Here is a 26,578-nt window from a genome sequence, read left to right as displayed (position 1 = left end):
ACAATGCAAAAAATTCAAGACTATATTCTTTCTATTTCGCCAAAAAAACTTGCCTTTTTTTTGGTGCTAGGGCCTTTATTCCTGTTTTTGACCTATACGATACTGACCATTAGCTTGGGCAACATTTCAGATCCTTCAACTGGGCAGGCCCACGCATTCAATATCATTTTAGGAATGCACATCATCCTAGTAGCCCTAATTGTTTTGATTTGGCTGGCTTGGTCGAGGATCGTAGTTGCCAAGGTTACCGACACACAACTTGGAATAGGCCGAAAATGGTTCCATATCGCCTTTATGGTACTGATCTTTTTTATTCTTTTTAATATCGGGGCCATATTGATAGAATATATCGCTGAAACCCAAAATGCAATTACCGATTACAAGTATCTGATAAATGCCGCTCGCGAATTCGTAAACTTCGGAGGAATCATGATTGCCTACCCCATCGTATGTCATTACGCAGCTAGGGCGGCAACGGCGAAAAGGAACAAAAAACCCGCTACTTTTATACAGGCATTGCCCTTTACTCTTTTTCTCATTTTCGGAACCGTCATAGGCGTTCCTTTTTTACACAACCACGTTAGTGAGAACACTTCGACCAATGCCGAACTGATGAGAACCTATGCCTTTGCCATAGGCTTGTGCGCCATAGCGTTCATCATTGGCTTGGCTGCGGCAATAACGGGCTTGGTATAACAAAACCTACTTGATCATCGAGAGATTGATCACTTCCTGTTCGGTCAAAAAACGCCAATGTCCTCTAGGGAGATCTTTTTTGGTCAAACCCGCATAGACGACTCGATCCAATTTTACCACTTCATACTCCAATTCTTCAAAGAGCCTGCGTACAATGTTATTCCGAGAACTTGAAAGTTCCATCCCAACTTGGTTTTTTGGAGCGTTATCGACAAAGCTGACATCTTGAACCCGCACAATACGGTCGTCTATGGGGAGCCCCTCTTGAATGCGTTTCAAATCGGCACTTCGTAAATTTTTGTTCAGCTCAATATGATAAATTTTTCGAAGTCCGTTTTTAGGGCTGTTCAGACGTTTGGCCATTTCCCCGTCATTGGTAAAGATAATGAGCCCCGTCGTGTTCTTGTCCAATTTTCCTATGGGTTTCAGCTCTGCTTTTGAGGCTTTTGAAACGAGACTTCGAGCCGTACGCCTTCCGTGTTCATCTCGCCCTGAAGTTGTAAAATCCTTGGGCTTGTTGAGCAATACATATTCTCTTTTAATGGGATTGAGACGGCGGCCATCAAAACGCACATCATCACCGAGCTTCACCTTGTAGCCCATTTCCGTTATAGGCTTTCCGTTTACCGTAACGTTTCCGGCAGCGATATAAATATCGGCCTCACGACGGGAACACACCCCTGAATTAGCCACATATCGGTTCAAACGGATTTCATTCGAATTCGAACTTTTAGGTGCTACCTTTTTATTGACCCGTGCATTTACCCTCGCAGAATTTTTCTTTCGAAAAGTACCCCCTTGCCTTCCTGACTTTCTATCCCCGTTATTTGAATCTGATCTGCCCATTAATTCCGTTTGTTGGCAAAGGTAGTAAAGCGTTGCTGATGTACGACATTAATAATCTTCTGTTAATTTTTAGACAAGTCTGTCTAAAAATAGAAATTTAAGCTATCTTTGTACCGTATTAACACACGAAATGAAAGTACAAGAACGCATCATTACTACGGCTACCGACCTTTTTCATCGGCAAGGATACAACGCCACGGGAATCAATCAAATCATTGAAGAGGCCAAAGTGGCCAAAGGAAGTTTTTATTACAACTTCAAGTCAAAAGAAGACGTTTGTATTGCCTATCTCAAAGCGAGACATGCTTACTGGTCAGAACAGCTGAAGACCCATATCGCTTCAAGTGATTCGGACGAGGTGTTGACCGCTTTCGATTTTTTGATGCTAATGAATGAAAAGGAGGATTTTAGGGGCTGTAGTTTCCTAAATATCCTATCGGAAATCCCCAGTGACAACACTAAGATCTTAAGTGTAATTCAGCGTCATAAAGCCGAATTGAGAACCCACTTTTCGGTTCTTTTAAAGGGTTCCGCACTATCGGACCATGTCTACCTATTATTCGAGAGCGCGATTATTGAAAGTCAGTTATACCGTAAGCAATGGCCCGTTGAAAAGGCAAAAGAAATTGTGGAAGCCTTATTAAAATAAATCATGGAACAAAAACATCCGTTACCGCCTTTCACCATCGAAACGGCCAAGCAAAAAATCAAGTTGGCCGAAGATGCATGGAACAGTCAAGATCCGATTAAGATTTCAATGGCCTATACGGCCGATAGTGAATGGAGAAATAGGTCTGAATTCATCCGTGGAAGAAAAGAGATACAAGAATTTCTTTCCGTAAAATGGAAGCACGAGTTGAACTACAGGTTAAAAAAAGAATATTGGGCGCATACCGACAATCGAATAGCGGTACGCTTTGAATATGAATACAGCAATGAGGAGGGGCAATGGTTCAGAGCCTATGGAAATGAGAACTGGGAATTTGACGAACATGGATTAATGAAAAAAAGGTTCGCAAGTATAAACGATATCCAGATAAACGAAGTAGACAAAAAGTTAAACTAACAAAACAATAAAATGGCAAGTAAAATCGTAAAAAGAGTAGCTATAAACGGAATGGGGCGGATTGGTCGCGCTTCCTTGAAAATCATATTGGAAACACCTGAGTTGGAACTAGTGGCGGTAAATGATATCGCACCTATCGAGAACATCGCATATTTACTTCAATTCGATAGTGTACATGGTGAATATGATAAAGAAATACGTATCGAGGATGGGTCTTTGAACGTGGGTGGCGTACCGCTACAGTACCTTCAAGAAAGGAATCCCGAAGAACTACCTTGGGACAAGCTTCATATTGATACGGTTATAGAAAGTACCGGCATTTTCACCACCTATGAAGATGCGAAAAAACATATTCTGGCCGGGGCCAAGAACGTTGTGCTCTCAGGGCCATCGAAAAGTGCCGAAGTACCTACGGTCGTTCATGGGGTAAATACGGAAGACGGAGAAACGCATATCTTCTCCTGCGCTAGTTGTACAACGAACAACATAAGTCCTATAATCGAAATTTTAGGTCGCCGTATCGGTATTAAAAAGGCCATTATGACGACCATTCATGCCGCAACGAGCTCAAATAGTACGGTAGACTCGCCTTCAAAAAGCAATCCCCGTATGGGCAGGTCCGCCATCAATAATATCATACCTACGACTACGGGGGCCGCAATAGCCACCACGAAAGCAATGCCGGAGTTCAAAGGTAAATTTGACGGGATGGCGGTTCGTGTTCCCGTTGCTACCGGTTCATTATCCGATATGACCATACTTACAGAACGGCCGGTCACCGTTGATGAAGTCAACAAAATACTGGTTGAAGAAGCGGCCACACCCCGGTACCGAAAAGTCTTAAAAGCGACTTTTGACCCGCTGGTTTCAACGGATATTATCAAAAGTCCCTATGCTTCGATCGCTGACCTTTCTTTGACCAAAGTGGTGGATGGCGATTTACTTAAAGTATTGGCTTGGTACGATAACGAATGGGGATTCACGAATCAAATGATTCGCCAAATTCTCGAATAACTACATGAGCATGATCAAAAATTTCACTGATATCGCGTTCACTGAAAGTGTGAAGCAACTTCAAGAAGAAAATGGTTCACGGCTTAGTTATAGCCGTATGGATGGAATGGAAGTGAATGAATTGCATATCAGTGAAATTCAATTTATTGCGGATAGGGATATGTTCTATATGGCAACCGTAGGAGAAAACGGCTGGCCTTATGTACAATATCGAGGGGGTCCAAAAGGGTTTCTCAAGGTTCTTTCCCCAACACAAATCGCTTTCGCTGACTTTCGGGGAAACCGGCAATATATTTCCACGGGAAATTTGAAAGACACCAAAAAAGCCGCCCTAATACTCATGGATTACAGCACTCGTAGCCGGTTAAAGATTTGGGTCGAAACGGAAATTATATCCGCGTCAGATAATCCCCTTTATGAAAAATTGGTTACTGCCGATTATCCGGCAAAAGTGGAACGTTTCATCGTCATGAACGTTAAGGCTTACGATTGGAATTGCCCGCAACATATTACCCAAAGATTCACATTGGATCAGTACACTGAGTTGTTGGCGAATGGGAATTTAAAATTGGACGAAGCCCTACTTAAAAAGCTTTCGGAAACGAATTGAAGCATACATATGTAGATTCTTTGAGAAAGGTGCGGTTCAACCCCTTTATTACCCCCTGTCTATACTAGTCTTTCGATAATTCATGAAAAAATTAATCCAAATATTTCTGGAGACTCTCAGAATTATAGGTAAGGAAATGACCATCACAAATACGATGATTACATACGTAGTGATCAAACTGAGGTCAAAAAAAAGATACGACAGCAAAAAGGTGGGGGTAGCGAAACTGAGACCGACCGGATAACTCACATACATTGCCCCATAAAAGAAAGAAGGTTCTATCTTGTACTTTGTGTTACAATGGCCACACCTTTCCTTCATTTTCAAGGTACTTGCAAGTCGGTATGGATTACCCTTGAGATACATACTCTCTTTTTGACAAACAGGACATGTGCCGTTTAGTATGCTGTTTAATTTTGTGCCTTTCAAAATCTTCATAACTTTCTATTTAGATTCCTTTTTATTCTAATATTCCCTTATTCTGATTAGAAAAACTGCTAAAACATAGGCAAAGTTAGGAATAGCATTATTCTCTTTTCTCATACAATAATCTCTATTTTTTGTACTTTTAGGACATAATTTAACGATTTGGCCTTAATCCCGATTCTAAATATCCAACAATTCGAAGCGGAAGAGTCGACTGCCGATTTTTACAGCAATGACCTACGGTTGCACTTAAGGAAAAACAAAGACCTAGTGACTATTCCGCACCGACATGACTTTTTCCTCTGCGTTGTTTTTTCAGAAGGAAGTGGTGTGCATGAAATCGATTTTACAAGCTATCCCGTGAGGCCGGGAAGTGTATTTTTCCTAAAACCGGGTCAGACTCATTTTTGGAAATTCAACAGTGAACCGCAGGGCTTTATTTTTTTTCATACGGAGGAATTTTTTGAAGTTGGTTTTTCAAATGCCAAACTGCGACAATTTCCATTCTACTACTCCATTGAAAATCCTCCACATCTACAACTAAAATCTAGGGAACTTCGACACATCCTAGCCAGATTTCGAGAAATAAACGCAGAATACCATCAGCACTTCTCCTATAAAAAGGAACGATTGGCCAGCCTAACACGTCTCATTTATATCGATTTAACCCGATGTTATACTACTTTTGAAGCACATGAAATCGTAAAATCAACGACATACCTTGACACACTAGGAAGGCTGGAAGCCGCGATAGAAAAGAATTACAGAAACGAAAAATCCGCCAAATTTTATGCGGACCAACTCCACATTACCAAAAAACACTTGAACCGTATCACTAAAAGCACCCTAAACAAAACCACAACGGAACTTATCAGCGAACGCATACTTCTTGAGGCGAAACGACTCATTGTACACTCCAATAATTCCCTAGCAAAGATTGCCGAAATACTCGGATTTGAAGACTATGCTTACTTCTCGAGAGTATTCAAAGCGAAAACAAAGACCACACCGCTGTCATTCAGAAAAAAGTATAAAAGAAAGGAGTTTTCCTAAGTGCAACCCCATTTGCTCAAGCCATTCACGGACTGCACCTCGCAATTATTCAGGAACAATTACGTTAGCTAAGTGCACCAATTACCTAGCTCATGAAAACGTTTTTACCTACCGTATGTCGTTGCCTAAATTTAGCATGTATAGTCTTTTTGTGTCTTGTGACGTTCGGTTGCTCCGACGATGCCCCCATGGAAAATGTAGCAGTATTCAACCCCTTGGTGAATCCTGAAAATGGCCCTGGAGCAGGTAATCCCGAGGGTGACTCTCCAATTCCCCCCGAAGCTGGTCTTGAAGACGTGACTAACTCAGACACGATCATTGGTGACGGTACTCCCGAAAGTTGTGATTGTGATGCAGTTGTCGATGCCGTAGCCCTAGGGGGTAAAATCACCTTCAATTGTGGCCCAGACCCGGTGAACATTCTTATGAATAGGCCTGCAAAAGTGGTCAATGCGGCGAATACCGAGGTCGTCATCGATGGTGGTGGCTTGGTAACGCTAACTGGTGGTGGCACGACCAGAATATTGTATATGAACACTTGTGACCAAGATCAAGGCTGGACAACCGATCATTGTCAAAATCAAGATCATCCAAGGCTCACTGTTCAAAACTTGACTTTCGCAGACGGTAATTCGACCAATGAGACCATATATGACGGAGGTGGGGCCATATGGGTAAGAGGTGGTAGATTCAAGGCCGTAAATTGTCGTTTTTTCAACAATATATGTTCCAGTTTAGGACCGGACGTCGGTGGCGGGGCAATAAGGGTCTTTAGTCAATTCAACAATTTGCCGGTATACATCGTAAATAGCACCTTCGGTGGTGCAGCAGGTTACGGCAACTCAGGTTCTAACGGGGGTGCTATCAGTAGTATCGGAGTATCATGGACAATCATCAATAGTCTATTTTCGCATAACACGGCAACCGGTAATGGCGCGAACCCAGCACAAGAAGGAACTCCTGGAGGTGGCAGTGGCGGCGCTATTTACAACGATGGAAATACGATGACTCTTACTGTTTTGGGCTCCATACTGCAACAGAATGAAGTGAACGCCCATGGCTCGTCCATCTTTTTTGTAAGCAATGATCATTCAGGAAACATTCGCATCGACAATTCGACCATTATCGATAATATTGGAGGGAGCTGGTATCCAGTCTATCCAAGTATCTCCATGCACGCCGACACCGGCATTGAGGTCACCAATTCACTTATCGAATAGGACTGCTGCAGCAATTTCATTTGGCGAACTCCACCGTAGACTGACGTTCACGATTGACTACCAATTTGGTCACATCAGGCCTTGAGTAGTGACCCACGCAGTCAAAATTCTGTCGCTCTTCATACACCCGGTTAAAATCAAGTTCATGATAAATGAGACCCTCCTCGTGAATTACGGGCTCCACTATCCATTCTCCATCGGGCCCTGCAATACACGACCCACCATTGGCAAGTACATCAGGAGCCTTGGCGAGTATCGCTTCCAAATGCGGCGTAGCTTTCGGAAAGTCGGTTTTCTTCATCAAAGAGGAAACGGAAATCACGAAACTCCTGGATTCTCGGGCAATAAAGCGCGTGATATCCTTAGTATTGTGGTCGCTTCCGGGCCAAACGGCAACATGTAGATTTTCTCCTTGTCCATAAAGTGCCGCGCGCGGTAGGGGCATCCAGTTTTCCCAGCAATTCAGGCCACCGACCGTAAATTGTTTTAAAGGATGCACCTGTAGGCCATTACCATCACCTGGAGCCCAAGTCAATCGCTCGTCATAGGTAGGTTGTAATTTTCTATGAACGGATTTTATCTCCCCTTTTTGGTCAATATAGACCAAAGAGGCATAAATACTATGACCACCTCGATTTTTGGCACGTTCCATCATTCCCAAGTAGATTGCAATATGGTGCTCTTTGGCAAGGGCACAGATCGAATCCAATTCTCCTGCCTCAATCTGAACGGAATTACGAACGTAGTGTGCATGAAGCTCTTTATTTACCTTTTTGTCCCACGCGGCTCCCTCCGTCAAAGCCAACCAAAATGGATAACCCGGCAGTAAGGCCTCGCCAAAAACAATCAATTCAGCTCCTTCTTTTCCGGCCGTTTGAATCGATGTTTCTATTTTTTGTAGGGTCGCAGATCTATCCAACCAAACCGGTGAAATTTGGGCCAAGGCCACTTTTAAATGATGTTCCATTGTTGAAACCGTTTTAAGATTAAATCTATGTCTATTAAAAGAATACTGAATACGCCCAGTATAATGATGAACTTCAAAATATTATGAAGGCCAACATAGTGCAATTTGGTCTTGGCCCTCCAAAGCATCATCAAAAACATGATCAAAAGACCAATACAACCCACAAAATACAGATACATGTAGCCCACATCAAAATATAGGAACAACATGACCGAGGGAATCAATGTAAGCACCACCAAAATACTAATGCCCATTTTGGAAAAACGCGGGCCATATAAAATGGGTATCGTTTTATAGTTTTGGGCCATATCACCGGCAATATTTTCCAGATCTTTGACCATCTCACGAACCAATATCAATAAGAATAGGAACACTGCGTGAACGAAGATTACGGTCTGGAAGTTCTTGTAGTACACGAAAACCGCAAAGAAAGGGGCAATAGCCAATGTAGCGGAGACCACATTACCCATAAAAGGAACTCTTTTTAGCTTATGGGAATACAACCAAATACCAAAGACATAGGCCGAGAAAAAGAAGACGGCTCGAAATGAAACATAACTAGCCGCAATAACCGCCAAAAGGTTCAGTATAAAATATGTGGTCAATTTAAAACGCTGACTGACCAATCGGTCCAACATGCTTTTCTTTGGTTTATTGATCAGATCTTTTTCGGCATCATAAAAGTTATTGATGATATAACCGCTGGCAACGACCATGGCCGAGGAGAGGACAATAAAGAAAAGGTTGAGATCAAAAACTACTTTTCGCAAGGGTAGATCGGGCGAAAGAATATAGATCGATGCCAAATATTGCGCCAGGGCGATCATTAGAATATTATATCCCCTTACGACGGAAAACAAACTCAATAACTTTAAAAGTAAGAGCTTGTTCTTTCTATTAAGCATTGTGATACGGTTGTACTAGAAGTTGTACACCACCTCTAATTGGTAGTCCTTCAGAATCGATTTCGCTTTGTCGATATCTTGTGTAAATCCTAAAATATAGCCTCCACCGCCTGAACCGCATAACTTGAGATAGTAGTCATTCGACTCGATACCCTGTTTCCACAATTGGTGGAACTTCTTAGGAATCATTGGTTTGAAATTATCCAAAACGATATGTGAGAGCTGCTTTAAGTTTCCGAAGAGCGATTTTACATTTCCATTTACAAAATCTTCGACGCAGGCATCGGTATGCTTTATAAATTGGTTCTTTAGCATGGAACGAAAGCCTTCTTGCTTCATTTTTTCCATGAAAATCTGGACCATGGGGGCTGTTTCACCGGTGATACCACTATCCAATAAGAATACAGCACCTTTACCCTTTGTGTTTTGCGAGGGTATACTTGTGGATTCAATATTGTCTTGCGAATTAATCAGAATAGGAAGACTTAAATAACTGTTCAAGGGATCTAAACCGGAAGACTTGCCGTGAAAGAAAGACTCCATTTTACCGAAAATCTTTTTCAATTTCAATAGTTTTTCACGAGTAAGGTTTTCCAAGACCGTAATCTTGTCCGTAGCATATTTGTCGTAGATGGCAGCAACAAGCGCCCCACTACTACCTACGCCATAACCTTGCGGAATTGAACTATCAAAGTACATACCGTCATTCACATCACGCTTCAAGGTTTCAAAATCAAACGTCACCAAATCCGGACTGTTCTTTTGAATCATTTCTAGGTACCCGACGAATTCGCGTAAAGCGCCATTCGATCTCTTAGCTTTTTCCGAAGAGGAATCCTCTGTCTTCAAAGCACCTTTGAAAAAGTTATAGGGAATGGAAAGTCCTTTGGAATCTTTAATGATTCCATATTCTCCAAAGAGAAGGATTTTCGAATAAAATAAAGGTCCTTTCATAGGGTTAATTAAGAAAGTATAATGAATAATTAAAAACTACTGTTTCGCTGATTTCACGATACTGACCAATAATTTAATAATCTCATTTATTTTTGGCTTGTATTCAAGATACGTATTTTCTCCTATAAAAGCCGTTCTATTCAATAATTCTAACCAATAGTCCGTTTCGTTTGCCTCTTTTAAGGCAATGGACATTTTGTTAATAAAGTCCGGTTTGCTCACTCCAAACTCAGCTTCTCTCACATTAGCTCCAATTGATGTTCCTGATTTCAAAAGCTGTCTAGACATCACATACTCTTTGTGATTGGAAGCCAGTTCTTTGTAAAGATCTACAATATCAACTGCAAATTCAAAACTTTTCGTTTTAACAACGTTTTCACCCATGAACAACGAACTAAAACGTTATTAATTATTCATTCTTAACTATTAATTTTTTTCGCACCAAAACCTATTCGATCACAAAGGTACTGTCCCTTTTCACAATATACAACCAACTCATCCTTAATAAATTGGTAGACTACTTCATGTTCATTCTGCGGATACAGCACATGTACGTTGGCTCCTGCGTCCAATGTAAAACAGACATTCGTATTCGAGGATTCCCTAAATGCCCATATTTTATTGATAATAGCTAGGGTATTTGGCTTCATTAAAATGAAATAAGGTAAGCTGGTCATCATCATCGCATGCAAGGTCAAGGCCTCACTTTCCACTATTTTCACAAACTCAGGAAGATTGCCTTCGACCAATATCGTTTTTAACTTCGTCAGGTTTTCGTGCGCTTGGTCGAAACGATTTTGCGCAAAAGGATGCGCGTGCATTAAATCATGACCAACGGTGCTACTTACCTGTTTTTGGCCTTTATCGACTAAAAGTATGGTGTCGTGGTAATTCTTGAATACTTCGTGCACCGTGTAGGGGTATTTGATTCCGTATAAATCAGAACTCCCTACCGTGTCTTCATGACTTCCCCAATGCACCAGATCACCTTCAATACTTCTACAAGCACTGCCCGAACCCAAACGAGCCAAAAAAGATGCCTTTCTATGAAAGAAATCCAAAGTCATAGTAGTATCCATTTGTCGTTCGATATCCATCAAACAAAGGGCCAGTGCAGACATACCACTCGCCGAAGACGCGATACCACTACTGTGCGGAAATGAATTTGAAGTCTCTATGGTTAGATGAACAACCTTTATGAACGGAACATAGGGGGCTATACGTTTAAAAAAAGTGTTGATTTTCGGTTTGAAGTCCTCTTTCTGGCTTCCCTCAAAGTAGAGATCGAACGAAAAATCATCAGCGTAATGCTCCCTTTGGGTATACGATAGTGAAGTTGTCGTAGCACAGGCGTTCAACGTAAAACTCAGTGATGGGTTCGCTGGAATCTGGTTCGCTTTTTTACCCCAATACTTGACCAAGGCAATGTTGCTCGGAGACCTCCAAGTGACTTTTCCATCTTTGATCGGTTCTGAATCTGGATGGAAGATAAATTGTTCTTCAGACATCGGGCAAAGATATGATTTTTGTTTTGCCTAAGACACCTATGATACTTACCCTTGACCGCTAAGTTCAAGAAGTTTGACCATCGTTTTATGGTTTCGTGTTGTAGCCTGCAACTTCAGTTTTCGCTCTATGATGTTGTTGTTCAATTTGGCCTTTCCAGCCCCAAGAAAGCAATTCAAGTATACACAATTCGACGTGACAACAAAGTGTTCATTAGGATAATCCCTTTGGTCCAAGTTCGCCATGGACTCTTTGTCAGGAACGGTCTTTAACAACACATAATAGATTCTATTCGAGGCCAAATCTTCCTCCTTTTGAAACGGACTTTCACGAAGAATCGCAAACAATTCAGTACTGTCCTTTATTAAAACCGGCACATCGAAACCAAAAGTCTTGGCGATTCCTTCTTTTATTTGCTGTTCTAAGATTTGGGTGTTCGTTTCAGAGGATTCAAAAACTACGTTTCCACTTTGAATATAGGTTTTGACCGCTTCGAATCCCATTTTGGCAAGCATAGCCCTAAGGTCGACCATTTTTATTTTTCGATGGCCGCTCACGTTGATTCCCCGTAGAAGTGCGATGTACGTTTTCATTTATTTCTCTAAAATTCCCTGGGCGGCGATATAACCCCCTGTCCATGCATTCTGAAAGTTGAACCCTCCGGTGATGGCATCGACATTGATTACTTCCCCGGCAAAAAAGAGATTGGAGTGCAATTTACTTTCGAATGTTTTAAAATTAATCTCTTTCAAGGTAACCCCACCAGCAGTGACAAACTCTTCTTTGAACGTGCTTTTACCATTTACCTTGAATTCGCTTTTTGTCAACTGCATTGCCAATTGCTGTAACCGTTCTTTTGACACATCGGCCCAAGTCACTTCAGGAGCGATCCCGGAGGCTTTGACCAGACTTGTCCATAATCGACGGGGCAGATCTAAGGCTTTGGTGCGAAGTACCGTTTTTTTCGCTTCCACTTCTTTGATCTCCATCAACAAATCGATAACGGATTCCTCATGATATTCGGGTATCCAATTGACTCGAATAGAAAATTTATAGTTACGCTCGTTCAATAGCTTAGCTCCCCATGCGGAAAGCCGCAATATTGCAGGTCCACTCAATCCCCAATGCGTAATCAGAACGGGACCTTCTTCCGTAAGCAGTGCTTCGCCCTTGGTCTGGCTTGCCAATGGAATGGTTATTTTAGGTTTCAGGTTAGGTTTTAAAATCGATACCCTTGCTTGAGTGCTGACCCCCTGAATACCACTGATTCTCTCATCATCTACGTTGAACGTAAAGAGCGATGGGGTCGGGTCATCAATTGTATGTCCCAATTTTAGCAAGAGCGACCATACCTTTGGATTGCTGCCCGTTGCCACCAAGAGCTTTTTGGTCTGATATTCATTCCGTATTGATTTGACGTTCCAGAACAGGCCTTCATCGACTTCAACAGGACTGATATCAGTAACACTACTGTGCTTGTACACCTGTATCCCTAGGCGGTCTGCTTCATTTAAAAAACAGTCTATGATAGTTTGCGAGGAATTTGACACTGGAAACATTCGACCATCGTCTTCAATTTTCAATGCGATGTCACGTTCTTCAAAAAATTGAACGGTGTCACCGCTACAATAGGTATGGAACGGGCCTAAAAGTTCTTTCTCACCCCTAGGGTAATTCTTGACCAGTTCACTAGGGTCAAACTCCGCATGTGTTACATTACACCGACCTCCTCCGGAGATTTTGACTTTGGTCAGTACCTCTTTACCTCGCTCAAGAATTGCGACTTTTAATCTACGATTTCCCTCGGCGATGTGGATAGCGGCATAGAAACCGGCCGCTCCCCCGCCGATTATAAGAACATCGAACATTATTGAACTCTTTCAGGATAATTTGTGATAATGCCATCAACGCCAAACTCCTTCATGGTAAGTATATCTTGGGGTTCGTTTACGGTCCATGGATAGATCTTAAACCCAGCTTCATGAATGGCAAGACTATTTTCTTGGTTCAACTTTTTGAAATTCGGATTGATTGCCTCCGCTTTAAGTTCCTTAGCAATTGAAATGGCATCCATAGGGTCGTCTGCTGTCAAAATAGCTATGGAAATATTTGGATTCTTTTCTCTCATTTCACGAAGTTCATCCCAATGAAAACTAGAAATCAAGAAGTTATCCATAGTCCACCCTCTTTCTTTGATATAGTAATCCGTAATGAACTTTACCCGATTGACCGTACCCTTACCTTTAAGCTCTATATTCAACCGTACCTTATTATCGATCAGTTTAAGCACGTCTTGGAGACGAGGAATTTTATGACCTCCTTCAAGTATGACCTTGCGCAGTTCATAATAGGTCCAATCTTCGATTTTTCCGCCTGCATTGGCCAAACGATCCAAGGTCTCATCGTGAAAGACCATAGTATCGCCGCCCTTTACGTTAAAAACATCTATCTCAATCATATCGACACCAAGATCCAAAGCTTTCTGAATGGATGCCAAAGTGTTTTCCGTTTCATGGCCCATCGCTCCTCGATGACCGATGACCAAAGGTTTTTTTTCTTGCATACAGCTCAAAAGAATAAGTGCTACTGGCAGAGCCACAATGAACTTTCTCAACATGTTCCTATCTATTTTACGACAAAAATAAACGATTCAAGTGGATTGAGGGTTACATCCAATTTTCCAATTCCATTTTCGACCGCCATTTCTTTCTCACTTCCGTACAACGCATCGACAACTGGGTAGGTGCCCTCGTCTAAATTCCATTCCTTGATGATTTCTTGAGGTATTTTCAATTCAAAGACCCTAGAGTCACCATCATGAAAATTTGTAGTAATGATCAGTTTTTCAGCATCACTCCATCGCACATATGACAGTACTTTGTGGTCGTATCCTTCCGTGTGATCTTTATTGAAATAATGAATATCTTGATAGGTACCCATTAAGGCCTCACTTGCTATAGTAAAGTTCAAAAGACGCCGATAAAAGTCGCGCAGTTTCTTCTCATCATCGAACAACTGCCCTCCGTCATAGTTTTTGTCATTGACCCAACGTTGATGACTCGGCACGCCAATATAGTCGAAAATCGAAGTGCGCGAAGGCTGTCCGAAACCGGCATTCTCAGCGCCTGCTTCCCCGACCTCCTGACCAAAGTAAATCATGGTCGGAGAGGTAGTAGAGGTGGCCGAAACGACCATCGCAGGCATCCCCTTAAGGGCATTTCCAACAAATTCCGGACTTGCAATGCGTTGTTCATCGTGATTTTCAAGAAAGTGCAACATGTGATGTTCAATATCCTGTAATCCCTCCAAGACTTTGGGAATATGATCGGTCCATCCATGACCTTGCATGATATGTTTGAGGCTGTCGTAAAGTTCCACCTTATCATACAAATAGTCCATCTTACCCTTTCTGATGTAATCACGGTACAATGCAGGTTGATAGACCTCAGCCACTAAAAGCGCTTCATTGTTCTTCATTTTGATGTGTGAATTCATGTAACTCCAAAACTCCACTGGTACCATCTCGGCCATATCATATCGAAATCCATCGATTCCATGTTCCAACCAATAGAGGGCAATATCCTTGAATTTCACCCAAGAATCGGGCACGCTTTTGTCTTGCCAAAATTCATAATGGGTCTTGAAATCTTCTTGATCATACGACTCGGGCAAGCTTTCAAAATCATAAGATCCATCAGGTCGCACCCCGTAGTTCACTTTTACGGTTTCATACCAATCATTCATCTTGGGTTGGGCAGCCCTAGAACCATTACCTGTCCATTTGGCGGGCACTTCAACAAATTCATGATCTGACATTTCGTGGTCCGCTCCTCCTAAGGGCAGGTAGCCGTTTTCCCAGACCGGCACCTTAAAGTCTGAATCGGGTATATAATAAAAATTGTTGTTTCGGGCGTACGTCACCGTACGGTCATCGGAGGCGCCAAAAGCTTCTAAACCAGTCGGAGTAGAGTTACCCTTATAGTTTCTGGCCACATGGTTGGGAACGATATCGATGAGCACTTTGAGACCTGCATTGTGGGTACGCGCTATGAGTTCTTTGAATTCCTGAAGGCGATTTTCGACCGTATCGGCCAAATCGGGATTGACATTGTAGTAATCTTTCACCGCATATGGGGATCCTGCACGACCTTTGACCACATCAGGGTCATCGGGTGAGATTCCTTGGGAAGCGTAATCCGTGACCAATGCGTGGTGCGGTACACCTGTATACCAAATATGGGTCACTCCCAAATTTTTGATTTCCTCAAGGGCTTTTTCCGTGAAGTCGGAGAACTTTCCTGTTCCGTTCTCTTCCAAGGTTCCCCAAGGCTTATTGGTCGTATTGGTATTACCGAAAAGTCTCGGGAATACTTGATAGATAACTTTCTTATGTACTTTGGTAGTATCTACATTCATAGGTTGCGGCTCTTCTTTTTTCTGTTGGCATCCGAAAAGTAACGCTGCCATTACCCAAATCATTGTTCGCCTGATCATTTCTGTACCACTACTTCTTTGTGGGGAGGTAGTACGACACGATTTCCGTTCACTCGAATAGACATTTCTTCTTTTCCATTCAATTCGAATGCAATGCCATCTTGACCAACACTGATGTTCAAAATACGCTTTCTAAAATTCACCTTGAAGGAATACCGTTTCCATTGGTCTGGAATCCTGGGCACAAAAGACAACTTATCATCAACCATACGCATACCTCCGAAACCTTCGACAATACTCATCCATGTTCCAGCCATGGAAGTAATGTGGAGCCCTTCTTCTACCTCTTTGTTGTAGTCATCCAAATCTAACCGTGATGTTCTCAAGTAAAATACATAGGCTTGTTCCATACGATTCAATTTAGCAGCTTGGATGCTATGTACGCAGGGCGATAACGAGGACTCATGCACCGTAAAGGGCTCGTAAAAATCAAAGTGTTTTTCAAGTTCGTCGCTCGTGAAGTGATCTTCGAAAAAGTAGAATCCTTGTAAAACATCGGCCTGTTTGATATAGGGGGAACGGAGAATACGGTCCCAACTCCATTTTTGGTTAATGGGACGTTCTGACGCCGGGAGGTCTTCCACCGATATCAATTCCTTATCGAGAAAACCATCTTGCTGTAAAAAGACCCCTTTTTCACTGTCGTATGGAAAGTACATGTTCTTTGCCACGTTCTCCCATGCCATCTTTTCATTCGCCGTTAATTTTGTTTTACCAATAATTCGATCGTGGTCTTCAGGATATCCTTCCTTTACTTTCTGTACTTGTTCCAATGTATACTCGATACACCATTTGGCCAAGTAGTTCGTGTACCAATTGTTATTGATGTTGTTCTCATATTCATTTGGTCCCGTGACACCGAGAATAACGAACTTTCCTTTCTTTTCGGAAAAATTAGCGCGTTGTTGCCAAAAACGGGCGATACCTATCAATACTTCCAAGCCCATCTCTGGGATATACGAATAGTCTCCTGTAAAGCGGTAATAGTTGTAAATGGCAAAGGCGATTGCTCCATTTCTGTGAATTTCCTGAAACGTAATCTCCCATTCATTATGACACTCTTCCCCGTTCATGGTAACCATAGGATAAAGTGCAGCTCCATTCGAAAATCCTAATTTTTCCGCGTTCTCTATAGCTTTTTCTAGATGGTTGTATCGATACTCCAATAAATTCCGCGCGACTTCCTGATCTTTGGTCGCCATGTAAAACGGTATACAGTAGGCTTCCGTATCCCAGTAGGTACTGCCGCCATATTTTTCACCGGTGAATCCTTTGGGTCCGATGTTCAGCCTGGAGTCTGTACCAGAATAGGTTTGATTCAATTGAAAGATATTGAACCGGATGCCCTGTTGTGCCTTAACATCACCTTCAATGGTGATATCGCTCATTTCCCAAATTTTGGCCCATGCCTCTTTCTGTAACGCTAGAAGGGCATCGAAACCGAGTTCAGATGCCTTTTTCAACACGGTTTTCGCAGCGCTGACCAAGGCTTCCCGCTCATGATTGGTATCCACTACATAACCCCCAAACTTATGGATTTCCAAGGTCTCATCTTTATTGACCCTTTGCAGATAGGAATGACTTACCTTAAGGTCATCCTCTTTAACAGCAGAAGGCTTTTCCTTCAATTCGGCGCCGTTCAGAAGTACCTTCGATTCCATAAACGTACAGGTTGCGAAATTTGTTTTCATCGTGTGGGCTTCGATGAACGCTTGCCTACCTTCGGAGGTTAATTGGGTAGTATTCCAGAATTTATCGTCCCAGTTGCTATCCTCATTTGTGATACCACTGTCCAAATACGGGATGGCGACAATCTCTACCTCCTTATTCAGTGGTTTGATTTCATACTTGATCGCACCGATTTCATCGATGTCAAGACTTAGAAAACGGGTCACTTTGATGCTGAGCTCCGTATTATTGGAAAGCGTCACCGAAAAACTTCTTTGATACCATCCCTCTTTCATGTTCAACTCACGGCGAAAGTTGTCAACCGCTTTACAGGTAGCCAAATCTAGTGCCGCTCCATCAACAACGATATTAATCCCTATCCAGTTCGGCGCATTCAATACTTTTGCAAAATATTCGGGGTAACCGTTCTTCCACCAGCCCACTCTCGTTTTGTCAGGATAATACACCCCGCCTATATAACTGCCTTGAAAGGTTTCGCCCGAATACCCTTCTTCAAAATTGGCGCGCTGCCCCATGGCCCCATTGCCTATACTGAAGAGACTTTCAGAGGATTTCACCCTGCCTTCTTCAAACCCCTCTTCGATAATCGACCAGTTGTCCGGTTTTATATATTCTTGATTCATAGTATAATTTAATTATGGTCTTGTCGCTTTACTGCTGTTCCACATTCCGAACTGATGGCATACATACAGCACGAAACGGCCCTGACTAGACTACTCTTGCGTTATTAATTTCTTTAAAAAACCATCATCGATTTCCGTAAAATCCTTGAAATTGTAATCGGCTTCTGAAAGTACCTGGGCATCCCCGATACCAATACTTATCATGTCTGCTGAATTTGCCGCCGCTATACCTGCTTGGGCGTCTTCGAAAACAACACATTGATCGGCCCTTACCCCAAGTTGTTCCGCAGCGATCAAAAACACCTCAGGGTCTGGTTTCGCCTTGGTGACGTTATTACCATCTACAATCGTTTCAAAGTACGAAAGCAGTTTTACCTTTTCCAGAATGGGCCTGGCATTTTTACTTGCGGATCCCAAGGCAATGGGCATCTCATGGCGCTTTACATACTCCAAGACCTTCGGTACATCTGGAAGGATTTCGGTCTCATCCATTTTTTCAATGTACTTGAGGTAGTCTTCGTTCTTTTCGATCATCCAAGAATCAAATTGTTCTTGGGTAGCGGTAACACCTCCGATATCAAGTAATATCTCGAGACATCTTTTTCTACTGACTCCTTTAAATAGTTCGTTTTGTTCATGAGTGAACTCAAAACCCAGCTCCTGGGCCAGATTTTTCCATGCCAAGTAATGATATTTGGCAGTATCTACGATAACGCCGTCTAAATCGAATATAAATCCGGTTTTGTTCATTTCTAAAAGTGTTGTGGATTATTTAGTAGATTCTCTTTCGAGCAAAGTCGCTTCAATAATTTCAGTGCGATAGGTCTCTTCTTCATGTTCTTCAATCTCGGTTTCTATCTTCTCGATGAGCATTTGTGCGGCCGTCTCACCCATTTGCTCGCCGTGCTGTGCTACCGTGGTCAAACTGGGTACAAAATATCTGGAAAGTAGGCCATCGGTAAAACCGACAAAAGAAACGTCATCGGGAATGTGCATGCCTAAACTCTGTACGGCCCCCATACAATGAATGGCGAACACCTCGTTCACGCATAAGACCGCGTCAATATCGTTCTCAACAAAAAAACGTTCAATATAAGAATTGTCTATTTCTTGATAAGGTAAGGTCAAAACAAGCATCTCATTGAACGGAATACCGTTGTCCGCCAAGGCCTTTTTATAGCCCTCGGCCCTTTTCTTACTGACATTAAAATAACTATCGGTGGTGACCAGCGCTATTTTTCTTTTTCCTGAATCGATCATCTTTTGCACCGCGGCATAGGCCACTTCCTTATCATTGATGATTACCTTGTCACATTCTATTTCATCGGTTACACGGTCAAAGAGCACTAAAGGAATACCTTGCTCGGTCACTTCCTTTAAATGATTGAAGTCATTCTTCTGTTGGGTCTCGGCGGAAAGAGACATAATAAACCCATCAATACTTCCGTTCGCCAACATTTCCATATTGATTACCTCTTTGTCGAAAGATTCATCCGATACGCAGATAATCACATTATAACCCCTACTATTGGCGAATTTCTCGATTCCCCTGAACACGGTCGTAAAAAAATGATGAACAATATCAGGAATGATGACCCCGATATTTCTGGTCCGCTTGTTCTTTAAGCTGATGGCAATATTGTTCGGTCTATAGTTATAGAGCTTAGCAAATGCCTGCACTTTTTCCTTCGTATCGCGACTAATCTCCTCACTATTTTTAAGCGCTTTTGAAACGGTTGAAATGGAAACCTCAAGCTCTCTGGCAATATGTTTTAGGGTTATTTTTTTTTTCAAAACAGAAGACTTTTGGTTTTGTGAATTACAAGAAATGAAAATTACGCTTAAAATAAGCTACCGAAAACCCAAATGTTAAATTTTCAACGGTTAGGACCGGAGGTCGTGTTAAAATTACAATAAATAGAAAAAGTGTATCTTTGGCCAAAATTATCAATTCCCCACTTTCACATATACTTTAATATGAATTTAATAATTTATTAGGAGGTATGTTGGTATTGTCTTATTTCAAAAAAGTTATCAACACGAAAACGGTTTCGTAGTTCTGCACCGCCTCTTATCCACCTTATTAACAACAATTTTACATATTTTTAACGCTTGAACTAAAATTAACTCAATTTAAATTAACATTTATGAAGATTACGCTACTAAAAAGCTTGTTGATTACCGGTGCATTTTTGTGCTTTGGTATGGTACAAGCACAGGAGGTAACAGGAACCGTATCCGATGCGAGCGGACCTTTGCCAGGTGCTAGTGTTGTTGTAAAAGGAACAACCAATGGTACCCAGACCGATTTTGACGGTAACTACTCCCTTGAAGTAGAAGGTGACGCAACTTTGGTATTTAGCTACATTGGCTACTTAACCAGGGAAATTGCGGTGGATGGTCAGACGACCATTAACGTGACCATGCAGGAAGATGCAGAAGCTTTGGAGGAAGTAGTGGTAATCGGTTATGGTACTACAACGGTCAAAGATGCGACCGGTTCCGTTACGGCAGTTAGCGCCGAGGATTTCAACGGTGGTGTTATCGCTTCACCCGAACAACTGATTCAGGGTAAGACCGCTGGTGTGAACATTCAACAAACGAGTGGTGAGCCTGGTGCTGGTATTTCCATCAACATTAGGGGTTCCAACTCTGTTCGTGCCAACAACAATCCGCTGTTTGTAGTGGATGGTATTCCGTTATCAGGTGAAAACACTTCTCCTGATGGTAATGCCGGTAGTGGCGGTGGAAACGGTGGAACTACTGCTGCAAGAAACCCGTTGAACTTCTTAAACCCTTCGGACATTGAAAGCATCAGTGTTCTGAAAGATGCCTCTGCAACCGCCATATATGGTTCAAGAGGTGCAAATGGGGTAGTCATCATCACTACGAAAAGCGGTAAGTCATCACAAGGTGGCGTAATCGAATTCTCAAGTAGTTTAAGTGTCTCTAAGCCCGCAAATGATTACGATTTATTAAATGCAGATGAATTCGTACCTGCTGTATTTCAATTCAACCCTAATGCCGATTTGGCTACTACGGATTTCGGAAATAATACGGATTGGCAAGATTTCATTACCAGAACAGCGGCTTCGACAAACAATAACATTTCATACTCAAATAATTATGGCAAAGGAAACGTTCGAGCCACTTTTGGGTATAGCAAGCAATTCGGTGTAATCGAAAAAACCGACCTTGAGCGTATCACAGGTCGTGTGAATGCAAGACATCGCTTTTTAGATGATAAATTGGTGTTAAGTGTTGCGGCCACTATTTCAAGGGTAAATGATGAAACTGCACCTTTGGCCGGTGGAGCCGGATTCCGGGGTGATGTTTTAGGAGCGGCCTATTCGGCCAACCCAACATGGCCCAGCTCTTCCGCTTTTGCTGCGCAAGGAGGCTTACTTTCTCCAGCGAACTATTTGCAGAATAGCCAGATTCGAACAAATACCGACAGGGTTTTGTTAAACGGCTCGGCGGAATACAAGATTACCGATGAATTAACGGCTAAAGTAAATCTGGGTTATGACAGGTCAGAAGGTGAAAACAACTCCGTTATTTCCTCGGCAGTTAGAAATATCGACGGTATTCAAGATGTAGGTTTTGGGACCTATAACACCCTAGAGCGGGAAAACAGACTATTGGAAGCTACTTTAAATTATACGAAAGCTTTTGAAAACTCAAATCTGGATGTATTGGTCGGTTTCTCATATCAGGATTTCAAAACCGTTGGAAGAAATGTAAATGCTAGAGGATTTGGTACGACCAACTTAAATCAAATGGTATCTGACCTTCAAGAAACCGTAAATGGAGCTCAAAGCACTATTACGGGAGACTTTCAGCAATTCTATTTCGGTACCAACTTTGACCAACTTCAGGTAAACCGATTACTTCCAACCGTTGTGTCAGGTGACCCTACTCCTTTCGGATTCACTAGAAAGGTGCGTGCAGTAATTGCCGACACTTTTGATAATACGGATGAACTACAGTCTTTCTTCGGTCGAATCAATTATTCGATTGCCAGTAAGTATCTATTTACAGCAACAGTAAGAGCGGATGGTTCTTCACGTTTCGGCCCGGAAAATCAATACGGCATTTTCCCTTCAGGTGCCTTTGCATGGCAATTGGGTGAAGAAGACTTTGTCGGTGACAATATTTCGACGCTTAAACTTCGTTTAAGTGCAGGTGTTACCGGTAACCAAGATGGTTTGGGTTACGGTAATTTCGTAGCCAGACAACGATTCACTGACTTCAACAACGGATTTACAATTCAAAATGATTTAACCGTTAACGCAAACGGCTTGAGAATTGTGGCCACTGACGTTCCTGATTTGAAATGGGAACCTACCTTGAACTTGAACGCAGGTCTTGATTTTGGTTTTGCAAACGATCGACTTTCAGGTAGTATCGATGTATATCAAAACACCACAAGTGATGTATTGCTTCGAACTCCGCCAGCGGCTCCGGCAATTGACCCATTCCAGTTCGGTAACGTAGATGCAAAAATCGTTAACCAAGGTATTGAATTTGCCATAGCTTACGATTGGATTCAAAAAGAAGATGTTAATTTCTCAACCTCTTTCAACATTGCATACAACGAAAATGAGGTTCAGGATTTTGCAGGACTCATCAACACAGGTGCTGTAAACGGACAAGGACTCTCAGGAGCGTTCGCGCAGCGTTTTGCGGCTGGACAATCATTGTTCTCCTACTACATGGCCGAATTTACCGGTCTTGATTCTGCTGGTCAGCCAACCTTCAGAGACCAAGATGGTGATGGTGTAGGGAGCGCTACCAGTGAGGGAGATAAGATTTTCGTAGGTGAGGATGCACTTCCCGATGTCACTACGGGTCTTTCCTTGAACTTAAGAGTCAAACGGTTTGATTTCGCCGCGTACTTCAATGGCCAGTTTGGATTCTCGGTCTACAACAACACTTCAAATGGACTTTTCACCACAGGATCACTTACCAATGCCAGAAACGTGACAAGAGATGTTGTTACCAGCGGAGAAGCTGCGGGAACATCGGCTGACGTTTCGACCAGATATTTGGAAAAAGGTGATTTTGTCCGTTTCCAGAACGCAACCATTGGCTATAATTGGCCTCTTAAAGGTGACGGCTTGTTCAAAAGCCTTCGCTTATCAGTAACAGGACAGAATTTATTCTTGATTACCGATTACTCAGGTCTAGATCCTGAAATTACGGTCAACACTGGAGACCTGAATTCCGGAGTTCCAACAAGGGGTATTGACTGGTCTGGATTTCCAAATCCAAGAACATTCACCTTCGGAATAAACGCATCATTTTAATAAAAAAATTGTTACTCATGAAAAAAATTAATTTAAAACTTTACGCATTTGCGCTCTTGTTGAGTATAGGTTTTGTATCCTGTACCGATTTGGAGATTGAAGAAACCGATTCGATTATTACCGAAGGTTTCCAAGGTTTGGCAGATACCAATTCGGCAGTCGACGAACTGTACAATCGTGTACGTGGTCAAATGGAAAATCAAGGTAACCGTCATTCCTTTATGGAAGTAACCACAGATGCAGCCATCGTACCCACACGTGGTACTGACTGGGGCGATAATGGTCAATGGTCAAGTTTGCACCAACACCTTTGGACTCCCGAGCATCCTTTTGTTATAGGTACTTGGGATGAGTGGAACGGAAATCAATTGATTGCTTCGCAAATTCTAGACTCTAGAAGTAACCCCACCCCTCAGAACATAGGTGATGCTACATTCTTGCGTGCTTTGAGTATGTGGACGATATTGGATTTCTACGGGCAGGTACCTTTCCGTGATGTTACCTTACCATCACGTTCAATTCCTGAAATCTTGACAGGCCAAGCAGCCTATGATTTCATCATCTCGGATATCGACACGGCCATTAGTAACCTTCCTACCATTGCGGCAGGTGGTGACGAAGCCAATGGTAGAGCAGGTAAAGCTGCTGCCCGATTCTTAAAGGCCAAGCTTTTGCTCAATAAGCATATTTACTTAGGTGGAAGTCCTGATGCAGGAGATATGGCTCAGGTGATTTCCTTAGTAGATGAGATTGCCGGAGAAGGGTATGAACTTCAAGAAGGTTATTTTGACCTTTTCCGTGAGTCGGCCGACAATGAAACTATTTGGCACTTAGCCTCCAGTACTGGAAACGTTATTTTCAATGGACTTCACTACAATTCACTTACTCAAGGTGGAGGTGGATGGAATGGCTTTGCCACGCTAGCCGAGTACTATGATTTGTTCGAAGGTGATGCCAATTCAAACCGAATGGAAGTGGACTTTACCTTACTTGACGGACAAGAAGAGCGTCGTGGTGGTGTACCGCCAAGTGGTGATGGCGACTTGGAAGATTCTCAGGTAGGTAATGGTTTCCTTATTGGACAACAGTACGATTTCGATGGCACTCCACTTCAAGATAGAGCGGGCGCACCGCTTACCTTTAAAAGGGATTTCTTGGATGGCGATGGTGCTCCTAACATCATCAATAATGATGAGACTACTGGTATCCGCGTCATTAAATACAACCCTCGCTATGGCGCATTCACCGGTCATAAAATTATTTTCAGATATGCCGATGCCCATTTAATGAAGGCAGAAGCGATGATGCGCAGTGGTGGAGACCCTACGGCCATGGTCAATGAACTTCGTGTACTTCGTAAAGCCTCACCATTAGGTTCTGTATCCGAACAAGATCTATTGGATGAAAGAGGACGCGAATTGTATGCAGAAGCATGGCGTAGAAACGATTTGATACGTTTCGGGCAATATACCAGAGACTGGCTATTCAAGGCCCCTGGTTCTGTAGGAAACGATACGTTCAAACTATTCCCGATTCCTTCGGCCCAGCTGTTGGCAAATCCAAATTTAGTTCAAAACCCAGGATACTAAATATTTTATTTTAGGTGTTATAAAAAGCCCTGACGGTCACTCCGTCGGGGCTTTTTTTTTGCGCTATTTGCTACCCAATACAAAAAGCAATATCTTTCTTTCCCTAAATACGGGATTAAATTTATGTATGCCATCGGTTTTGACATTGGAAGCTCATCCATTAAAGCAGCGCTTGTAGAACGTAAATCCGGAAAGAGGGTTGCCCTCGTGAGCGAACCTTCCGTTGAAATGGAAATCACCGCAGTTCAAAATGGCTGGGCCGAACAGCATCCTGATGACTGGTGGAAACATGTCTGCTCAGCGACTCAGAGGTTGATTTCCGAAAATAAGGTAGCGCCTTCCTCGATTGAAGGCATAGGCATTTCTTATCAGATGCACGGGTTGGTAATCGTGGACTCGGAAGGATTACCATTGCGCAATTCTATTATTTGGTGCGATAGTCGAGCGGTGGCTATTGGTCAGAGGGCCTTTGATCAGCTAGGAAATCAACAATGTGCTGATAGGTTACTCAACTCCCCCGCCAATTTTACAGCATCTAAATTACGATGGGTCCAAGAAAACGAACCTGAGCTTTTTAACCGGACCTACAAATTCATGCTGCCAGGCGACTACATTGCCTATAAACTTAGCGGCACCATAAATTCTACCATTTCCGGACTCTCAGAAGGTATTTTTTGGGATTTTCGGCAAAATAGTGTCGCCAACTGGCTTCTTGAGCATTATGGCATCGATGAAAATCTCGTTCCTGAACTAGTGGATACCTTTTCAACACAAGCTTATGTCTCTCGTCAAGGCGCTTCCGAGTCAGGTTTGGCGGAAGGTACACCCATTCTATACCGAGCAGGAGACCAACCGAACAATGCGCTTTCACTAAATGTGTTCAACCCGGGGGAAGTAGCCGCAACGGGTGGTACCTCAGGAGTTGTTTATGCCATTACGGAAAGCCTATCTAGCAAAGAAAGCACCCGGGTCAATAATTTCGCCCATGTAAATTACGATAAATCGAATACACGAATCGGTAAATTACTATGTATCAATGGATCCGGAATTCAATATCGTTGGTTAATGAATAATCTTGATGTCACCGATTATGAAGAGATGAACGCTTTGGCCGCTTCGGTGCCAATTGGCTCCGATGGCGTCACCATTCACCCATTTGGAAACGGGGCGGAACGCATGTTGAACAACCAGACCTTAGGCACAAGGATGTCAAATATCAACCTCAACAATCACAACAAGGCGCATCTGTGCAGAGCGGCCTTGGAAGGCATTGCCTTTTCCTTTGTATATGGAATGGAGATTATGACCTCCGATGGCATCGATCCAGGAGTTATCCGCGCAGGAAATGACAATCTTTTTCGTTCCGATATTTTTTCTCAGACCATCGCCACTTTAATAGGTCAAGAAATAGAGATTTATAATACTACAGGAGCCATCGGAGCCGCTAGGGCCTGTGAGTTGCACCACGGTGATTTTAAAACTTTTGGGAAAAAGCTGATGGATAATGACTATGTCATGGGTTTTAAACCAGCCGAAAATACAGCACCCTATCTCAAGGCCTATCAAAACTGGAAAAACGAATTGCAGCAACTACTACATACATAAAATAAC

At 42.6% G+C, this 26,578-nt stretch carries 24 protein-coding genes; 10 read left to right on the top strand and 14 right to left on the bottom strand.

Translation table 11 applies throughout. The annotated features are described in order from the left end of the window. Positions 1-3: 3 nt before the first annotated feature. Entirely contained in the window at positions 4-696 is a 693-nt protein-coding gene (locus tag ACKWCA_RS08320; protein WP_413977714.1) for a hypothetical protein, read from the top strand. A 6-nt stretch (positions 697-702) separates the two neighbouring features. Here the strand turns inward: ACKWCA_RS08320 and ACKWCA_RS08315 are convergent, their stop codons facing one another. Then, entirely contained in the window at positions 703-1,542 is an 840-nt protein-coding gene (locus tag ACKWCA_RS08315; protein WP_413977713.1) for a pseudouridine synthase, read from the bottom strand. A gap of 130 nt (positions 1,543-1,672) precedes the next feature. Here ACKWCA_RS08315 and ACKWCA_RS08310 point away from each other — a divergent pair, with 130 nt between their 5' ends. From ACKWCA_RS08310 to ACKWCA_RS08295, 4 genes are read left to right on the top strand one after another with little or no spacing between them, the layout of a single operon-like run. Then, a complete protein-coding gene (locus ACKWCA_RS08310; protein ID WP_413977712.1) occupies positions 1,673-2,191 on the top strand; it encodes a TetR/AcrR family transcriptional regulator in 519 nt (172 codons plus the stop codon). 3 nt (positions 2,192-2,194) lie between these two features. Next, a complete protein-coding gene (locus ACKWCA_RS08305) occupies positions 2,195-2,608 on the top strand; it encodes a DUF1348 family protein (protein ID WP_413977711.1) in 414 nt (137 codons plus the stop codon). 12 nt (positions 2,609-2,620) lie between these two features. Then, a complete protein-coding gene (locus ACKWCA_RS08300) occupies positions 2,621-3,622 on the top strand; it encodes a type I glyceraldehyde-3-phosphate dehydrogenase (protein ID WP_413977710.1) in 1,002 nt (333 codons plus the stop codon). Positions 3,623-3,632: 10 nt separating this feature from the next. Then, positions 3,633-4,232: a pyridoxamine 5'-phosphate oxidase family protein gene (locus tag ACKWCA_RS08295; protein ID WP_413977709.1), complete on the top strand. Its 600-nt coding sequence runs from the start codon at positions 3,633-3,635 to the stop codon at positions 4,230-4,232. 48 nt (positions 4,233-4,280) lie between these two features. On the opposite strand, the gene ACKWCA_RS08290 is transcribed toward ACKWCA_RS08295, so the two are convergent. Continuing rightward, a complete protein-coding gene (locus ACKWCA_RS08290) occupies positions 4,281-4,553 on the bottom strand; it encodes a DUF983 domain-containing protein (protein ID WP_413978031.1) in 273 nt (90 codons plus the stop codon). Between the two features lie 267 nt (positions 4,554-4,820). Between ACKWCA_RS08290 and ACKWCA_RS08285 the strand changes: the two genes are divergently transcribed. Together ACKWCA_RS08285 and ACKWCA_RS08280 are read left to right on the top strand one after the other, a co-directional pair. Then, the gene (locus tag ACKWCA_RS08285; RefSeq protein ID WP_413977708.1) at positions 4,821-5,711 is read left to right on the top strand and encodes a helix-turn-helix domain-containing protein; all 891 of its coding nucleotides are present in this window, start codon (positions 4,821-4,823) and stop codon (positions 5,709-5,711) included. Between the two features lie 188 nt (positions 5,712-5,899). Beyond that, the gene (locus tag ACKWCA_RS08280) at positions 5,900-6,931 is read left to right on the top strand and encodes a hypothetical protein (RefSeq protein WP_413977707.1); all 1,032 of its coding nucleotides are present in this window, start codon (positions 5,900-5,902) and stop codon (positions 6,929-6,931) included. Positions 6,932-6,947: 16 nt separating this feature from the next. Here the strand turns inward: ACKWCA_RS08280 and ACKWCA_RS08275 are convergent, their stop codons facing one another. The 12 genes from ACKWCA_RS08275 to ACKWCA_RS08220 form a co-directional block, all read right to left on the bottom strand. Then, on the bottom strand, positions 6,948-7,898 hold the full coding sequence (locus ACKWCA_RS08275) for a carbon-nitrogen hydrolase family protein (protein WP_413977706.1): 951 nt from the start codon (positions 7,896-7,898) through the stop codon (positions 6,948-6,950). Continuing rightward, a complete protein-coding gene (locus ACKWCA_RS08270) occupies positions 7,883-8,803 on the bottom strand; it encodes a geranylgeranylglycerol-phosphate geranylgeranyltransferase (RefSeq protein ID WP_413977705.1) in 921 nt (306 codons plus the stop codon). The genes ACKWCA_RS08275 and ACKWCA_RS08270 overlap by 16 nt, the downstream gene beginning before the upstream one ends. Before the next feature lie 15 nt (positions 8,804-8,818). Beyond that, positions 8,819-9,757 carry a mevalonate kinase family protein gene (locus ACKWCA_RS08265; protein ID WP_413977704.1) on the bottom strand — a complete coding sequence of 313 codons (939 nt, stop codon included), beginning with the start codon at positions 9,755-9,757 and terminating at the stop codon, positions 8,819-8,821. A 36-nt stretch (positions 9,758-9,793) separates the two neighbouring features. Further along, positions 9,794-10,141, bottom strand: coding sequence for a four helix bundle protein (locus ACKWCA_RS08260; protein ID WP_413977703.1), 348 nt, complete (start codon positions 10,139-10,141; stop codon positions 9,794-9,796). 35 nt (positions 10,142-10,176) lie between these two features. Further along, on the bottom strand, positions 10,177-11,265 hold the full coding sequence (locus ACKWCA_RS08255) for a diphosphomevalonate decarboxylase (protein ID WP_413977702.1): 1,089 nt from the start codon (positions 11,263-11,265) through the stop codon (positions 10,177-10,179). A 45-nt stretch (positions 11,266-11,310) separates the two neighbouring features. Continuing rightward, entirely contained in the window at positions 11,311-11,856 is a 546-nt protein-coding gene (locus tag ACKWCA_RS08250; RefSeq protein ID WP_413977701.1) for a DUF1697 domain-containing protein, read from the bottom strand. Further along, positions 11,857-13,131 carry a BaiN/RdsA family NAD(P)/FAD-dependent oxidoreductase gene (locus ACKWCA_RS08245; RefSeq protein WP_413977700.1) on the bottom strand — a complete coding sequence of 425 codons (1,275 nt, stop codon included), beginning with the start codon at positions 13,129-13,131 and terminating at the stop codon, positions 11,857-11,859. After that, the gene (locus ACKWCA_RS08240; protein ID WP_413977699.1) at positions 13,131-13,880 is read right to left on the bottom strand and encodes a glycerophosphodiester phosphodiesterase; all 750 of its coding nucleotides are present in this window, start codon (positions 13,878-13,880) and stop codon (positions 13,131-13,133) included. The genes ACKWCA_RS08245 and ACKWCA_RS08240 overlap by 1 nt, the downstream gene beginning before the upstream one ends. A gap of 8 nt (positions 13,881-13,888) precedes the next feature. Then, on the bottom strand, positions 13,889-15,730 hold the full coding sequence (locus ACKWCA_RS08235) for an alpha-amylase family glycosyl hydrolase (RefSeq protein ID WP_413977698.1): 1,842 nt from the start codon (positions 15,728-15,730) through the stop codon (positions 13,889-13,891). A gap of 23 nt (positions 15,731-15,753) precedes the next feature. After that, positions 15,754-18,069: a glycoside hydrolase family 65 protein gene (locus tag ACKWCA_RS08230; protein ID WP_413977697.1), complete on the bottom strand. Its 2,316-nt coding sequence runs from the start codon at positions 18,067-18,069 to the stop codon at positions 15,754-15,756. A gap of 90 nt (positions 18,070-18,159) precedes the next feature. Then, on the bottom strand, positions 18,160-18,819 hold the full coding sequence (gene pgmB, locus ACKWCA_RS08225; protein ID WP_413977696.1) for a beta-phosphoglucomutase: 660 nt from the start codon (positions 18,817-18,819) through the stop codon (positions 18,160-18,162). A gap of 18 nt (positions 18,820-18,837) precedes the next feature. After that, entirely contained in the window at positions 18,838-19,863 is a 1,026-nt protein-coding gene (locus ACKWCA_RS08220; protein WP_413977695.1) for a LacI family DNA-binding transcriptional regulator, read from the bottom strand. Between the two features lie 353 nt (positions 19,864-20,216). Between ACKWCA_RS08220 and ACKWCA_RS08215 the strand changes: the two genes are divergently transcribed. From ACKWCA_RS08215 to ACKWCA_RS08205, 3 genes are all read left to right on the top strand, one after another. Beyond that, entirely contained in the window at positions 20,217-23,378 is a 3,162-nt protein-coding gene (locus ACKWCA_RS08215; protein WP_413977694.1) for a SusC/RagA family TonB-linked outer membrane protein, read from the top strand. A gap of 17 nt (positions 23,379-23,395) precedes the next feature. Further along, positions 23,396-24,967, top strand: a complete 1,572-nt coding sequence (locus ACKWCA_RS08210) for a RagB/SusD family nutrient uptake outer membrane protein (protein ID WP_413977693.1) — start codon at positions 23,396-23,398, stop codon at positions 24,965-24,967. Positions 24,968-25,090: 123 nt separating this feature from the next. Beyond that, the gene (locus ACKWCA_RS08205) at positions 25,091-26,572 is read left to right on the top strand and encodes a xylulokinase (protein WP_413977692.1); all 1,482 of its coding nucleotides are present in this window, start codon (positions 25,091-25,093) and stop codon (positions 26,570-26,572) included. Positions 26,573-26,578 lie beyond the last annotated feature (6 nt).

The organism is Maribacter corallii (assembly GCF_047345415.1).
In the GTDB taxonomy this organism is placed as follows: domain Bacteria; phylum Bacteroidota; class Bacteroidia; order Flavobacteriales; family Flavobacteriaceae; genus Maribacter_C.
Note: the sequence above shows the minus strand (reverse complement) of the source record. Positions and strands in the feature narration are given on the sequence as shown.